This window comes from Pseudomonas sp. NY5710 (genome assembly GCF_013305665.1).
Taxonomy (GTDB): Bacteria; Pseudomonadota; Gammaproteobacteria; order Pseudomonadales; family Pseudomonadaceae; genus Aquipseudomonas; species Aquipseudomonas juntendi.
Genome location: NZ_CP045554.1, coordinates 417238 through 432654, shown reverse-complemented (window position 1 = coordinate 432654; position 15417 = coordinate 417238). Strand labels below are relative to the sequence as shown.

The 15417-nt window shown below is 61.9% G+C and carries 12 protein-coding genes and 1 tRNA gene; 9 read left to right on the top strand and 4 right to left on the bottom strand.

The features are described from left to right. Window positions 1-5: 5 nt before the first annotated feature. Both folK and folB read right to left on the bottom strand, forming a co-directional pair. Complete coding sequence (gene folK, locus GEV39_RS01890; RefSeq protein ID WP_173887406.1) at window positions 6-515, bottom strand: 2-amino-4-hydroxy-6-hydroxymethyldihydropteridine diphosphokinase; 510 nt, start codon at window positions 513-515, stop codon at window positions 6-8. Next, window positions 506-862, bottom strand: a complete 357-nt coding sequence (folB, locus tag GEV39_RS01885; protein WP_009682799.1) for a dihydroneopterin aldolase — start codon at window positions 860-862, stop codon at window positions 506-508. The genes folK and folB overlap by 10 nt, the downstream gene beginning before the upstream one ends. 74 nt (window positions 863-936) lie before the next feature. On the opposite strand from folB, the gene plsY reads away from it, so the two are divergent. Then, window positions 937-1506, top strand: a complete 570-nt coding sequence (gene plsY, locus GEV39_RS01880) for a glycerol-3-phosphate 1-O-acyltransferase PlsY (protein ID WP_173887405.1) — start codon at window positions 937-939, stop codon at window positions 1504-1506. A gap of 15 nt (window positions 1507-1521) precedes the next feature. Here plsY and tsaD read toward each other — a convergent pair whose 3' ends face one another. Further along, window positions 1522-2547 carry a tRNA (adenosine(37)-N6)-threonylcarbamoyltransferase complex transferase subunit TsaD gene (tsaD, locus tag GEV39_RS01875; RefSeq protein WP_009682801.1) on the bottom strand — a complete coding sequence of 342 codons (1026 nt, stop codon included), beginning with the start codon at window positions 2545-2547 and terminating at the stop codon, window positions 1522-1524. A gap of 204 nt (window positions 2548-2751) precedes the next feature. On the opposite strand from tsaD, the gene rpsU reads away from it, so the two are divergent. The 6 genes from rpsU (at window position 2752) to GEV39_RS01845 (ending at window position 11940) form a co-directional block, all read left to right on the top strand. Next, window positions 2752-2967 carry a 30S ribosomal protein S21 gene (rpsU, locus tag GEV39_RS01870; protein ID WP_003255575.1) on the top strand — a complete coding sequence of 72 codons (216 nt, stop codon included), beginning with the start codon at window positions 2752-2754 and terminating at the stop codon, window positions 2965-2967. A 302-nt stretch (window positions 2968-3269) separates the two neighbouring features. Next, window positions 3270-5249 carry a DNA primase gene (gene dnaG, locus GEV39_RS01865; protein ID WP_173887404.1) on the top strand — a complete coding sequence of 660 codons (1980 nt, stop codon included), beginning with the start codon at window positions 3270-3272 and terminating at the stop codon, window positions 5247-5249. A gap of 67 nt (window positions 5250-5316) precedes the next feature. Beyond that, window positions 5317-7167, top strand: a complete 1851-nt coding sequence (gene rpoD, locus GEV39_RS01860) for an RNA polymerase sigma factor RpoD (protein ID WP_173887403.1) — start codon at window positions 5317-5319, stop codon at window positions 7165-7167. 251 nt (window positions 7168-7418) lie between these two features. Further along, complete coding sequence (locus GEV39_RS01855) at window positions 7419-11162, top strand: bifunctional diguanylate cyclase/phosphodiesterase (RefSeq protein WP_173887402.1); 3744 nt, start codon at window positions 7419-7421, stop codon at window positions 11160-11162. Window positions 11163-11178: 16 nt separating this feature from the next. Continuing rightward, window positions 11179-11255, top strand: a tRNA-Ile gene (locus tag GEV39_RS01850). A 223-nt stretch (window positions 11256-11478) separates the two neighbouring features. Beyond that, window positions 11479-11940, top strand: a complete 462-nt coding sequence (locus tag GEV39_RS01845) for an Lrp/AsnC family transcriptional regulator (protein ID WP_029887892.1) — start codon at window positions 11479-11481, stop codon at window positions 11938-11940. Between the two features lie 13 nt (window positions 11941-11953). On the opposite strand, the gene GEV39_RS01840 is transcribed toward GEV39_RS01845, so the two are convergent. Beyond that, a complete protein-coding gene (locus tag GEV39_RS01840) occupies window positions 11954-12244 on the bottom strand; it encodes a hypothetical protein (protein ID WP_033690402.1) in 291 nt (96 codons plus the stop codon). 629 nt (window positions 12245-12873) lie between these two features. Here GEV39_RS01840 and GEV39_RS01835 point away from each other — a divergent pair. After that, the gene (locus GEV39_RS01835; RefSeq protein WP_029887890.1) at window positions 12874-14556 is read left to right on the top strand and encodes a flavin monoamine oxidase family protein; all 1683 of its coding nucleotides are present in this window, start codon (window positions 12874-12876) and stop codon (window positions 14554-14556) included. Between the two features lie 15 nt (window positions 14557-14571). Further along, window positions 14572-15366, top strand: coding sequence for a carbon-nitrogen hydrolase family protein (locus GEV39_RS01830; RefSeq protein ID WP_173887401.1), 795 nt, complete (start codon window positions 14572-14574; stop codon window positions 15364-15366). Window positions 15367-15417 lie beyond the last annotated feature (51 nt).

The following is a 15417-nucleotide window of genomic DNA, read 5'->3' as shown; positions in this document are numbered from 1 at the left end:
CAAGCTTACGCCGGCGTCAACTGCAACCCACGCCACTCAAAGGCCACCGGGGCCAGCACCTGGTCGATCTGCGCGTCCTGCCACAACTGCGCCATGGTCTTGCCCGCCCCCGGATGCACCAGTTCCGGCGCCAGCAGCGACAGCGGCCACAACACGAAGGCGTTCTTCAAGATCTCGGCCCGGGGCAGTACCAGCCCATCGAAGTTGCCATGCAGGTCGTCATACATCAGCACGTCGATATCCAGCGGCAACCCTTTGCGGTCAGGCGCATAACGGCCATTGTCGGCCTCGATGAACTTCAGCCGGCGGTCCAGTTCGATCAACGGCAACGCGGTTTGCCCGCTGACCACGAAATTGATGAACGGCCCGCTCTTGATCCCCACCGCCTGGCTTTCAAAAGCCGGAGAACAGCGCATGTCGGTGAGTATCGCGGCCAACGCATCGAGCCCGGCACACAAATGCCCCTCACGGTCGACATTGCTGCCAAGGCCCAGGTAAACCGTGCTCAGAGACATCCGCGCTCGATCTCCACGCCAACACCGCCACGGGCCGCCGGCACCGCGCCAGGCTTGGTCAGCTTCAGCCGCACCCACGGGATGTGGAACTCTTCCATCAAGGCAGCCACCAGACGCTCGGCAAAGGTTTCCACCAGCTCGAAACGGGCCTGCTCGGCGAATGCCTGGATACGCGCCGAAACGCTGGCGTAATCCAGGGCCAGGTTCAGGTCGTCGCCTGCCGCCGCAGGGCGGTTGTCCCAGGCAAAGCTCAAGTCCAGGCGCAAGCACTGGCGAATATCCCGCTCCCAGTCATAGGCACCGATAACGGTATCGACTTCCAGGCCTTCGATAAACACTCTGTCCAAGCACTTTTCTCCACAGCACGACAAGGGCGACTGGCGCCGTTAGAATCAGGGCGTCCTCGCCCGGAATAGTTAGCATGTTTTGGTTACTGGCGTTGCTCGCCTACCTGCTCGGCTCGCTGTCCTTCGCCATTGTCCTCAGCCGCCTCTCGGGCAGCCCGGACCCGCGTTCCAGTGGGTCAGGCAATGCCGGCGCTACCAACATGCTACGCCTGGCAGGCCGTAAAATGGCGATCCTGACCCTGCTTGGCGACCTGTGCAAGGGCCTGTTGCCAGTATTGCTCGCCCGCCTCGCCGGGCTGGACCTGCAAGAGCAGGCCTGGGTAGGCGTGTATGCAGTACTGGGCCACCTGTTTCCAGTGTACTTCCGCTTCCAGGGTGGCAAGGGCGTGGCGACGGCTGCCGGCATGCTCATTGGCCTGTATTTCCCCGCCGCGCTGCTGGCGGTTGGCGCCTGGCTGCTGATTTTCTACCTCACCCGTACCAGCTCGCTGGCCGCGCTGATCGCCACCCCGCTGACCTTGCCATTGCTGGCCTGGCGCGAGCCGGAAGCCCTGCTGCCGATCACCGTGCTCACCGCCCTGATCGTCTGGAGCCACCGCAGCAACCTGCGCGATTTGTTTGCCGGGCGCGAACGCCACTTCTGAACCTTGCAGCGGCCGTTACAGCGGTGGCAATTGCTCCATCGGCCAGCGTGCCTGCACGCTGATCCCCAGGCCCTGCTGCTGCCCAGCCAGCAGCCGCTGGCAGCCGGCATAGGCGATCATCGCGCCGTTGTCGGTGCAGAACTGCGGCCGCGCGTAATACACGTTGCCCTTCATGCCGGCCAGCATCTCTTCCAGCGAGGCGCGCAGGGCCTTGTTGGCACTTACGCCCCCGGCGATGACCAGGCGCTTGAGGCCAGTCTGCTTGAGGGCCCGCTTGCACTTGATGGTCAAAGTCTCTACCACCGCCTGCTGGAATGCCAGAGACACGTCGCAACGGGTTTGCTCGCCGTCGTCGCCAGCATTCTTGCACTGCTGCCAGGTGTTCAGGGCGAACGTCTTCAGGCCACTGAAGCTGAATTCCAGCCCAGGACGATCGGTCATCGGCCTGGGGAACACAAAGCGCCCCGGCACGCCCTGCTCGGCCAGGCGCGCGATTTCCGGGCCACCCGGGTAATTCAGGCCAATCAGCTTGGCGGTCTTGTCGAAGGCCTCGCCAGCGGCATCGTCCAGGCTCTCGCCCAGCAACTCGTATTGGCCGATGCCATCCACCCGAACCAACTGGGTATGGCCACCGGACACCAACAAAGCGACGAACGGAAACTCGGGCGGGTTTTCCTCCAGCATGGGCGCCAGCAGGTGGCCTTCCATGTGGTGTACGCCAATTGCCGGAATGTCCCAGGCAAATGCCAGCGCCTGGGCGCACGACGCCCCCACCAGCAAGGCCCCGACCAGGCCGGGGCCGGCGGTATACGCGATGGCGTCGATCTCGGTGGCGACACAGCCCGCCTCGTCCAGCACCTGGCGGATGAGGGGCAGCATGCGCTTGACGTGGTCACGCGAGGCAAGCTCGGGCACCACACCGCCAAACACGCGGTGCAGGTCGATCTGGCTGAACAGCGCGTCGGCCAACAAACCGCGTTCGCTGTCGTATAATGCGACGCCAGTTTCGTCGCAGGATGTTTCCAATCCCAGTACTAGCATGGGCTCGTCCCTTGTGGGGGCTGAATTCGAAGCCGCGCATGATAGTCCCCGTGCCGAGTGCCGACCAGCGGTTTTCGATCAGAGGCTTTGCATTCCGGCTTGCTAAGGGTTAACATCCGCAACCCTTGAAAACCGACGTTCTCCAGCACACCTTTGTTTTGCCAGGAGCACGTCTACCCCGGTAATGAATTAAGGTAGCCCTGGATGCCAGCCGTCAAAGTTAAAGAGAACGAACCCTTCGACGTAGCTCTGCGTCGTTTCAAGCGCTCCTGCGAAAAAGCCGGTGTACTGGCTGAAGTTCGTAGCCGCGAGTTTTACGAGAAGCCGACCGCAGAGCGTAAGCGCAAAGCAGCTGCTGCTGTTAAGCGTCACGCCAAGAAAGTTCAGCGCGAACAGCGCCGCGCCGTTCGTCTGTACTAATACAGGCGTTCAACGCAAAGCTTCTGCCCTGCCCGGCTAACGCCGGGCGATGGCAGTGGTCGTTTTACACTTGGGCAGCCAGCCCAAGGCCCCGCACAAGCTTCACGCGAACTGCATACGGGCAACCTGCCTGAAACGTCAGAGCTGGTCTTCGCTGTTCCATGACCAGACGTGCACGTCAGACTGACGGGCCCCTAGTGGCCGGCGGCGAGCACACATTTCCTCGCACCATATCAAGCGGCACCCGCCCCATTCGGCGCGCGAGCGATTAGACTTGCCAGTTGCCAGATGACGAGACTGCCATGGCCGGGCTGATTCCCCAGAGCTTCATTGACGACCTGATCAACCGCCTCGACATCGTCGACGTGGTGAGTTCGCGCGTCCAGCTGAAAAAAACCGGCAAGAACTACTCCGCCTGCTGCCCGTTCCACAAGGAAAAAACCCCTTCCTTTACGGTCAGCCCCGACAAGCAGTTCTACTACTGCTTCGGCTGCGGCGCCGGTGGCAACGCCCTGGGCTTTGTCATGGACCACGACAACCTGGATTTCCCCCAGGCCGTCGAGGAGCTGGCCCGCGCCGCCGGCATGGAAGTACCCCGCGAACAAGGCCGCCGTGACAACAAGCCACGCCAGCCCACCGATTCGCCGCTGTACCCGCTGCTGGATGCAGCCTCCGAGTTCTACCGCCAGGCGTTGCGTAGCCACCCGACCCGCAAGGCAGCGGTGGACTACCTCAAAGGCCGTGGCCTGTCCGGGGAAATTGCCCGCGACTTCTGCCTGGGCTTCGCCCCGCCCGGCTGGGACAACCTGCTCAAGCACCTGGGCGCCGATACCCTGCAGCAGAAGGTGATGATCGATGCCGGCCTGCTGATCGAGAACGCCGAAAGCGGCAAGCGCTACGATCGCTTCCGCGACCGGGTAATGTTCCCGATCCGTGACAGCCGCGGGCGCATCATCGCCTTTGGTGGCCGGGTGCTCGGCGACGACAAACCCAAGTACCTGAACTCCCCGGAAACCCCGGTATTCCACAAGGGCCAGGAACTGTACGGGTTGTACGAGGCGCGCAAGCACAACCGCAACCTCGACGAAATCATCGTTGTCGAGGGCTACATGGATGTCATCGCCCTTGCTCAGCAAGGCTTGCGCAATGCCGTGGCCACCCTTGGCACGGCCACCAGCGAAGAACACCTCAAGCGCCTGTTCCGCGTGGTGCCCAGCGTGCTGTTCTGCTTCGACGGCGACCAGGCCGGGCGCAAAGCGGCATGGCGCGCGCTGGAATCGGCGTTGCCCAACCTGCAGGACGGCCGCCGGGCGCGCTTCCTGTTCCTGCCTGAAGGCGAAGACCCAGACAGCCTGGTACGCGCCGAAGGCACCGACGCCTTCATGGCCCGCATCAACCAGCACGCCCAGCCGCTGGCCGACTACTTCTTCGAGCAACTGGGCGTCGAAGCCGACCCGCGCTCGCTGGAAGGCAAGGCCCACATGGCGACCCTGGCCGTACCGTTGATCGAAAAGATTCCCGGCGCCAACCTGCGCCAGCTGATGCGCAACCGCCTGAAAGAAATCACCGGCCTCGACCCTCAACAGGTCGAGCAACTGGCCCAGCAGGCACCCGCGCCCAGCAGCATGCCGGACTACGACCCTGGCTACGATTACGACGCCATGGCCAGCTACACCCCCGACTTCGGCGACATGCCACAGTTCGAGCCGGCGCCGTTCCAGCAGGAGCAGGCCTGGAAGCCCAACAAGGGCGGCGCCAAGAAGCCGTGGGGCGACAAGCCATGGGACAAGAACCGCAAGGGCGGGAAAAACTGGCAGCGCAACGAAGCGCCGCCACGGGTGCCGGCGCCGGTCGAGCCACCTACCCTGGCGGCCCTGCGCACCCTGCTGCACCACCCGCTGCTGGCGGGCAAGGTGGAAGATGCCAGCCACTTTGCCGACGAAGAGCACCTGTACAGCCAGCTGCTGGTGGCATTGATCGAAGCCGCACAGAAAAATCCTGGGCTAAGCTCAATGCAGCTGATTGCTCGCTGGCATGGCACCGAACAGGGCCGCCTGCTGCGAGCCTTGGCAGAAAAGGAATGGCTGATCGTGGCCGACAACCTTGAACAACAGTTTTTCGACACCATTACTAGCTTGTCCGCCCGCCAACGCGAGCGCAGCCTGGAACAACTGCTCAGGAAATCACGTCAAAGCGAATTGACCAGCGAGGAAAAAACCCAGCTCCTCGCCTTGCTGAGCCGGAATGTTCCCGCACAAACGCCGACCTCATCTGGCGCGTGAGGCCCATGCTCGGGTATAATCCTCGGCTTGTTTTTTGCCCGCCAAGACCTTCAGTGGATAGGGTGTTATGTCCGGAAAAGCGCAACAGCAGTCTCGTATCAAAGAGTTGATCACCCGCGGTCGTGAGCAGGGCTACCTGACTTACGCGGAGGTCAACGACCACCTGCCTGAGGATATTTCAGATCCGGAACAGGTGGAAGACATCATCCGCATGATCAACGACATGGGGATCAACGTATTCGAGAGTGCTCCGGATGCGGATGCCCTTCTGTTGGCGGAAGCCGACACCGACGAAGCCGCGGCCGAAGAAGCCGCTGCTGCGTTGGCGGCAGTTGAAACCGATATCGGCCGCACGACCGACCCGGTGCGCATGTACATGCGCGAAATGGGTACAGTCGAGCTGCTGACCCGCGAAGGCGAGATCGAAATCGCCAAGCGTATCGAGGAAGGCATTCGTGAAGTCATGGGCGCCATCGCCCACTTCCCGGGCACTGTCGATTACATTCTCGGCGAATATGACCGTGTCACCGCCGAAGGTGGCCGCCTGTCCGATGTGCTCAGCGGTTACATCGACCCTGATGACAATATCGCAGCGCCCACCGACGAAGTGCCAGTCATCGGCGCCAAGGCCCCAGCGGCCAAGGAAGAGTCGGACGACGAAGACGAAGAAAGCGAAGGCAGTGACGACGAAGAAGAGACCGAAAGCGGTCCCGACCCCGTTGTCGCCGCCCAGCGTTTCGGTGCGGTCAACGACCAGCTTCAGGTCACCAACAAGGTTCTGAAGAAACACGGTCGCAGTCACAAGGAAAGCATCGAGGCCCTGCAGGCCCTGGCTGACCTGTTCATGCCGATCAAACTGGTACCGAAGCAGTTCGAGGTACTGGTCGAGCGTGTTCGTGACGCCCTGAGCCGTCTGCGCCAGCAAGAACGCGCCATCATGCAACTGTGCGTGCGTGACGCCCGCATGCCGCGCGCCGACTTCCTGCGCCTGTTCCCCAGCAACGAAACCGACCAGACCTGGAGCGGTGACCTGGCCAAGCGCAACACCAAATGGGCAGCCGCCCTGGGTGAAAAGGACGCCGCCATCGTTGCTTGCCAGCAAAAGCTGATCGACCTTGAGACCGAAACCGGCCTGACCGTTGCCGAGATCAAGGAAATCAACCGTCGCATGTCGATCGGTGAAGCCAAGGCCCGCCGCGCCAAGAAAGAAATGGTCGAGGCAAACCTGCGTCTGGTTATCTCCATCGCCAAGAAGTACACCAACCGTGGCCTGCAGTTCCTCGACCTGATCCAGGAAGGCAACATCGGCTTGATGAAGGCGGTAGACAAGTTCGAATACCGTCGTGGTTACAAGTTCTCGACCTACGCCACCTGGTGGATTCGTCAGGCAATCACCCGTTCGATCGCTGACCAGGCTCGCACCATTCGTATTCCAGTGCACATGATCGAGACGATCAACAAGCTCAACCGTATTTCCCGGCAGATGCTGCAGGAAATGGGTCGCGAACCGACCCCGGAAGAGCTGGGTGAGCGCATGGAAATGCCTGAGGACAAGATCCGCAAGGTGTTGAAAATCGCCAAAGAGCCGATTTCCATGGAAACCCCGATCGGTGACGACGAAGACTCGCACCTGGGCGACTTCATCGAGGACTCGACCATGCAGTCCCCGATCGACGTAGCCACGGTCGAAAGCCTGAAAGAAGCTACCCGTGACGTGCTCTCGGGCCTGACCGCACGCGAAGCCAAGGTGCTGCGCATGCGTTTCGGTATCGACATGAACACCGACCATACCCTCGAAGAGGTAGGCAAGCAGTTTGACGTGACCCGTGAGCGGATCCGTCAGATCGAAGCCAAGGCGTTGCGCAAATTGCGCCACCCGACGCGCAGCGAGCACCTGCGCTCCTTCCTCGACGAGTGATGAACAAACCCCGGCCCAGGCCGGGGTTTTTCTTTTCTGCCTTCTGAGCCACAGCTGACACGAGGCATGTGCGATCCCCTGTGGGTGCGGCTTCAACCGCGAACACCGGCAAAGCCCGGTGCCATACACCACGCCGCCCCGGCATTGGCGCAAGGCACTGTTGTATCTGACAAAAGGCCTCTTGTTCTTCCGCACACCAGCAGCAATGCCCGTCTACACTCGACTTCAGACCACCTGAAAGCGAGGCCGTCATGCCCCTGAAGCCGGCCATCCTGTTGCTGATCCTGATTGCCTGGAACACAACGGCCGGCGCCCTTACCCTGACAGACGAGGAGCAAGCCTGGCTGGCTGCCCACCCGCAGCTGAGACTGGGCGTAGATGCCTCCTGGCCGCCGTTCGAGTTCCGCGACCAGGAGGGCCGCTACCAGGGATTGGCCGCCGATTACATCACCAAGATCCAGCAACGCCTGGGCGTGACAATGAAACCGGTCGAGCCCAGTAACTGGACCGAGGTATTGGCACAGGCACGCGAAAACCGTATCGACTTGCTGCCCGGCATCATGTCGACCCCAGAACGCCAGGCCTACCTGTCCTTCACCCGGCCATACCTGGACTTTCCCATCGTGATCCTCGCCCACAAGGGCGGCGCTCAACCGCACAACCTGCAAGACCTGTATGGGCTGAAAATTGCCGTGGTCGAAAATTATGCGCCACATGAGTTGCTGCGCACCCACCACCCAGACCTCAACCTGGTGGCACTGCCTAACGTCAGCTCGGCACTACAGGCCTTGGCCACCGACCAGGTGGATGCTGTGGTCGGGGACTTGGCATCGAGTATCTGGAGCCTGCGCCAGCTGAAGCTTGATGGCCTGTATGTCAGCGGTGAAACGCCCTATCGCTATCAACTGGCCATGGCCGTGCCGCGCAACAATCCAGTACTGGTCGGCATTCTCGACAAAGTGATGGCCGACATGAGCAGCGGCGAAATCAGCGAGATCCAGCAGCGCTGGGTGGGCAATGTGGTCGACCAGCGGATGTTCTGGTCCGACTTGCTGGTGTACGGCCTGCCAACCGTGCTGTTCCTGATGGGCGTACTGGCCATTGTCATCCGCATCAACCGCCGGCTCAGCTCGGAAATTTCCCGCCGCATTGCCCTGGAGCAGGAGCTGCGCAGCAGTGAATACCACTACCGTGGGCTGGTCGAAAGCCTTTCAGCCATTGCCTGGGAAGCCGACGCCAATGACTATACCTATAGCTATGTGTCACCCCACGCCGAGGGCCTGCTCGGCTACCCGCTGACCGACTGGCTGAAACCGGGCTTCTGGCGCAGCATACTGCATCCGGAAGATGCCCTCTGGGCCCAGGCCTACTGTGACAGCGAAACCGCCGCTGGGCGCGACCACAGCCTCGACTACCGAGTCATCCGCGCCGACGGCCAAGCGCTTTGGGTACGCAACATCGTCAGCATGATCGAACATGGCCACCACCCCGTGATGCGCGGCCTGATGATCGACATCAGCGAAACCAAGCGCACCGAGGACGCCCTGCGGTTGTCCGAGCAAAAATTCGCCTCGGTGTTCCAGCAATGCCCCGACATCCTGCTTATCGCCCGCCACAGCGATGGCTGCCTGCTGGAGGTGAACGAGGCGTTCGAGGAACAGATCGGCCTGGCCCCGGACCAGGTGATCGGCCGTACCGCTACCGAGCTCAACCTGTGGGGCGTAGAAGGCAGCGGACCACGGGTGCTGGAACGCCTGCACCAAGGCGGTATCCGCAACCTGGAAATGACCTTCCGCCGCAGCAATGGCCAATTGTTTACCGGCCTGACCTCAGCGGAAACCTTCGAGCTCGACGGCACCCCCGCCTTGGTGGTCGCGGTACGCGACATCAGCCAGCTCAAGGAAACCCAGCAGCAGCTGCAAACCTCTGAAGAAAAATTCGCCAAGGCCTTCCATGCCTCACCCGACGGGCTGCTGCTGTCGCGCCAGAGTGACGGCTTGCTGCTGGAGGTGAACGAAGGCTTCTGCCGCCTGACCGGCTACGATCTGAACCCGACCATCGACCAGACGTCGCTGGACCTTGGTATCTGGGTCGACCTCAACGAGCGCAAACGCCTGGTCGACCAGTTGAACCGCGACGGCTTCGTGCGTGATTTCACCTGCCACATTCGCCGCAGCGACGGGCAAATTCGCTTGTGCGAACTCTCAGCAAGGCCACTGCCGATTGCTGGGATCGACTGCATGCTGACCATTGCCCGCGACATCACCGAACGCCACCTCATGCAAGAAAAACTGCAACTGGCCGCCACGGTATTCGAGAACACTGCCGAGGGCGTACTGATTACCGACATCGACCAGCGCATCAGTGCGGTCAACCGTGCGTTCAGCGAAATCACCGGCTACAGCGAAATCGAAGCCCTCGGCCAAACGCCACGCCTGCTCGCCTCCGGCCAGCACGACAGTGCCTTCTACGCCGCCATGTGGCACCAGTTGACCGCTGAAGGCCACTGGCAAGGCGAGATCTTCAACAAACGCAAGAGCGGGGAGCTTTACCCCAGCTGGCTGACCATCAGCGCCGTGCGCAACACCGAGCGCGAAATCACTCATTTCGTCGCTGTGTTCGCTGATATTTCCAGCCTCAAGCATGCCCAGGCCAAGCTCGACTACCAGGCCCACCACGACCCACTGACCGGCCTGCCCAACCGCGCCCTGTTCGAGAACCGCCTACAGGCTGCACTGGCCTGTGCGCAGGTGTCCAACCGCCAGGGTGCGGTGCTGTTCCTTGACCTTGACCGCTTCAAGCACATCAACGACAGCCTCGGCCACCCGGTCGGCGACCTGCTGCTAAAAGGCATCGCCCAGCGCCTGAAAGAGCAGGTACGTGACGTCGACACCGTGGCCCGCCTGGGTGGCGACGAGTTCATCATCCTGCTGCCCGGCCTGCACAAGCCCAGCGACGCCAGCTCCATCGCCAACAAATTGCTGGCTTGCTTCAACGCACCGTTCCAGGCTGGCGAACACGAATTCTTCACCAGCGCCAGCATTGGCATCAGCCTGTATCCACAAGACGGCAGCGACGTCGCCACGCTGATCCGCAACGCCGATGCCGCCATGTACCGCTCCAAGGCCAAGGGCCGCAACCGCGTCGAAGCCTACACCCGCGACCTCACCGCCCAGGCCAGCGAACGCATTGCCCTGGAGCATGAACTGCGCCGCGCCGTGGAGCGCAATGAAATGAGCCTGTGCTTCCAGCCCAAGCTCAGCCTCAAGACCCAGAGCCTGGTCGGCGCCGAAGCACTGATCCGCTGGAGCCACCCGACCTTCGGTGAAGTGCCGCCTGAGCACTTCATCCACCTGGCCGAAGAGAACGGCACCATCCTGCAGTTGGGTGACTGGGTACTGGAGCAGGCCTGCCGGCAGATGCATCGCTGGAAGCGGGACTATGAAGCGTTCGGCCCGCTTTCGATCAACCTGGCTGGGGCCCAGTTGCGCCATCACGGCCTGGCCAAACGCATCGAGCAATTACTCAAGACCTACGGCCTGAAGGCTGGCGACCTGCAGTTGGAAATTACCGAGAACTTCATCATGAGCCAGGCCGAAGAAGCCTTGGTCGTGCTTCACCAGCTGAAGAAACTGGGCGTGCAGTTGGCAATTGACGACTTCGGCACGGGCTATTCATCGCTGAGTTACCTCAAGCGCCTGCCGCTGGATATCCTCAAGATCGACAAATCGTTCATCCGCGGCCTGCCTGACGACCCCCACGATGCAGCCATCGCCCGGGCGATCATCGCGCTGGGCCGCAGCATGCAATTGACCATCATTGCCGAAGGGGTGGAAAACCAGGCGCAGCAGCGTTTCCTGGCAGCGGAAGGCTGCGAGCAGATCCAGGGCTACATCGTCAGCCTGCCACTGCCGCCAGAGGAATTCGCTGCTTCGTTCCTTCGCATAGCACTATCGGATCTTTCAGATGGCACAGGTGCGAAACCCTCGTTATAATCCGGCCACTTACTGAGGGCCTATAGCTCAGTCGGTTAGAGCAGAGGACTCATAATCCTTTGGTCCACGGTTCGAGTCCGTGTGGGCCCACCAGCTACTGAAAAGCCGCGCGAATGCGCGGCTTTTTCATTCCGGGCAATATGCTTCGGAGCGTGCTCTGGCCCCCGCCTTATCTGCTTGATGCACAAATCCTAGGGGCGCTATGCACCCCTTCGCGACACAAGGCCGCTCCTGCAAGGACCGCGTCGGCAGCGGCTGGCCTTGCCCTGATTGGCATTGGCTGGCTAGGCTAGCGGGCCAACCGTAGAGACTCGCCATGTCGGATGCCCGCCTTATCACCCTGGATGAAATCGATCGCCAGCTGATCGCCCTGCTGCAGATCAACGCCCGTGAAAGCGTGGCTAACCTCGCTCGCCAGCTAGGTATCGCCCGTACCACGGTCAACTCGCGCCTGGAGCGGCTGGAGAAGACCAAGGTCATTGCCGGTTATGGCGTGCGCCTTGGCCAAAGCGTGATCGGTGGCGGGCTGCAAGCGTATGTGGGGATCAAGGTGCAACCGCGCTCCGGCAAGGACGTGGTGCGGCGTTTGAGTGCCATGGGGCAAGTGCAGCAGTTGTGCGCGGTAAGCGGCGAATTCGACTACGTGGCTTGGCTGCGCACGGACTCACCCGAGCAACTGGACCAGTTGCTTGACCAGATCGGCAGTGTCGACGGGGTGGAGAAAACCACCACGTCGATCATCCTCAGCAGCAAGGTGGACCGCGGTCAGCCGCTGTGAGCGGGCCTGGCGGTCAGGCTTCCTGACCGTCGAGCAGGCCATCGAGGATGGCCGACAGGCTTTCGGCAGAATGCTGCATCGACCAGACAATGTCACGGCTGCGCTCTGGGGCGTGGTGTTGCGCGTAGTCAGAGGCAATCTGGTTGAGGCCACGGGCTAGCAGGCAGGCGTGGACCAAGGCGTCGGCGGCGTCGATGCCGGGGCGGATGGCGAAGAGCGGCGGGTGGCTGGCTTCGCAGTTGCAGAAGGGCTTTTCGGCGGTGGGTTTGAGTTTTTCGGGTCGGTCAGAATCCGTCTGTTTCATGATGCAATTCCCAAATTGAGCCTTGAGGAAACTGCCTACCGACTCCTTCTCACGGGAAATAGGTGGCAGCCATGCACGGGGTGAGAACCGGCCAACTTGGAAATCCGGCCAGGCCAAAGCCTGCCCGCGCACGGCTGCCATGACACAAGCCTTGGTGCGAAGTTGAATGATGGGTTCTCACACCCAGTCGCCCTTAGAACGGCGACCCGGTGAAGTTAACCCTGAGACATTTTCCGCGCAGCCAGACCGGGGCTATAGCGGGTGTAGGGTAATTCTTTATCTCAAGTCATGGATGTAGGACGTATCTGATCACCCAGATCGCAAGTGCTACACAGCCCGTTGTAGGAGCGGCCTTGTGTCGCGAAAGGGGGGCGAAGCGCCCCCAGGATTTGTGCATAGAGCAGATGTTGCTGGGGCCGCTTTGCGGCCCTTTCGCGACACAAGGCCGCTCCTACAACGGGCAAGTGTTCGTCATAATGTATTTTTTAAAATAGATTTCGACTCAGAAAACGACATTAAGACAACACTCTGCATCTTAATTACGAACCCCGCTGTCCCTAAAATGACCACCAGGCATCTCCTATACTCAGGCTCTGCTCCCCGCGCAGCCCCTCTGGCAAGGTCACTTCATGAACAAGAAAAACCGCCACCCCGCCGACGGCAAGAAGCCGATCACCATCTTTGGCCCGGACTTTCCCTTCGCTTTCGACGACTGGCTTGAACACCCGGCAGGCCTTGGCAGTATCCCGGCTGAACGCCACGGTGAAGAGGTGGCCATCGTAGGTGCGGGCATCGCCGGCCTGGTGGCGGCGTACGAACTGATGAAGCTGGGCCTCAAGCCGGTGGTCTACGAGGCCTCCAAGCTTGGCGGCCGCCTGCGCTCGCAAGCCTTCAACGGCACCGACGGGATCGTTGCCGAACTCGGCGGCATGCGCTTCCCGGTGTCGTCCACTGCCTTTTACCACTATGTGGACAAGCTAGGCCTGGAAACCAAGCCGTTCCCCAACCCGCTGACCCCGGCGTCGGGCAGTACGGTGATCGACCTGGAGGGCCAGACCTACTACGCCGAGAAGGCCGCCGACCTGCCGCAACTGTTCCATGAAGTGGCCGACGCCTGGGCCGATGCGCTGGAAAGCGGTGCCCAGTTCTCCGACATTCAGCAAGCCATCCGCGACCGTGATGTCACCCGCCTGAAGGAACTGTGGAACAAGCTGGTACCGCTGTGGGACGACCGCACCTTCTATGACTTCGTCGCCACCTCGCGCTCGTTCGCCAAGCTGAGCTTCCAGCACCGCGAGGTGTTCGGCCAGGTGGGCTTCGGCACGGGCGGGTGGGACTCGGACTTCCCCAACTCGATGCTGGAAATTTTCCGCGTGGTCATGACCAACTGCGACGACCATCAGCACCTGGTAGTCGGCGGCGTTGAGCAGGTGCCACAAGGTATCTGGCGCCATGTACCGGAGCGCTGCGTGCACTGGCCACAGGGCACCAGCCTTAGCGCACTGCACGGCGGCGCGCCGCGTACCGGTGTAAAACGTATCGCCCGCGCAGCCGACGGGCGCCTGGCGGTTACCGACAACTGGGGGGACACCCGCCACTACAGTGCCGTGCTCACCACCTGCCAGACCTGGCTGCTGACCACGCAGATCGACTGCGAGGAATCGCTGTTCTCGCAAAAAATGTGGATGGCCCTGGACCGGACCCGCTACATGCAGTCCTCGAAGACCTTCGTCATGGTCGACCGGCCGTTCTGGAAGGACAAAGACCCGCAAACCGGCCGCGACCTGATGAGCATGACCCTCACCGACCGCCTCACCCGCGGCACATACCTGTTCGATAACGGTGACCACAAACCGGGGGTCATCTGCCTGTCCTACGCGTGGATGAGCGATGCGCTGAAGATGCTGCCGCACCCGGTGGAAAAGCGCGTGCAACTGGCCCTGGATGCGCTGAAGAAGATCTACCCGAAAACCGACATTGCCGGGCACATCATCGGCGACCCGATCACCGTGTCCTGGGAAGCCGACCCGTACTTTCTCGGCGCCTTCAAGGGTGCATTGCCGGGCCACTACCGCTACAACCAGCGCATGTACGCGCACTTCATGCAGCAGGACATGCCCGCCGAACAGCGCGGCATGTTCATCGCCGGGGACGACGTGTCGTGGACACCTGCCTGGGTCGAGGGCGCGGTGCAAACTTCGCTGAATGCGGTGTGGGGTATCATGAACCACTTCGGTGGCCGTACCCACCCCGACAACCCAGGCCCTGGCGACGTGTTCGACGAAATCGGCCCGATCGCCCTGGCCGACTGACACGCAGGAGGCAACATGCGCATCGCTCTGTTCCAGGGCCATCCCCAGCCGCTGGATGTACCCGGCAACCTGCAACGGCTACGCCAGCAGGCGCAGCTGGCAGTTGAACGTGGCGCGCAGTTGCTGGTGTGCCCGGAAATGTTCCTCAGCGGCTACAACATCGGCCTGGCTCAGGTGGAGCACCTGGCCGAGGCGGCCGATGGTCCGGCGGCCATGGCGGTGGTGGAAATCGCCCAGGCGCACCGCATCGCCATTGTCTATGGCTACCCGGAGCGCGGCGAGGACGGGGCGATCTACAACAGCGTGCAGTTGATCGACGCGCATGGGCGCAGCCTGAGCAACTACCGCAAGACCCACTTGTTCGGCGAACTGGACCGTTCGATGTTCAGCCCCGGCCCGGATCACTTCCCAGTGGTACAGCTGGAGGGCTGGAAGGTCGGCCTGCTGATCTGCTACGACATCGAGTTCCCGGAGAACGCCCGGCGCCTGGCACTGAACGGTGCCGAGCTGATTCTGGTGCCAACGGCGAACATGGCGCCCTACGATTTCACCTGCCAGGTGACCGTGCGGGCGCGGGCGCAGGAGAACCAGTGTTATCTGGTGTATGCCAACTACTGCGGGGCAGAGGGGCAGATCCAGTATTGCGGGCAAAGCAGCATCATCGGCCCGGACGGCAGCCTGCTGGCGATGGCCGGGCACGATGAATGCCTGTTGTTGGCCGAACTTGAGCATGAGCGGGTGGTGCAGGGGCGCGCGGCCTTCCCCTACCTGAGCGATCTGCGCCAGGAGCTGCACCTGCGTCAAGGCTGACGGGGGCCGCTTCGCGGCCCATTCGCAGGCAAGCCAGCTCCCTCATCGACC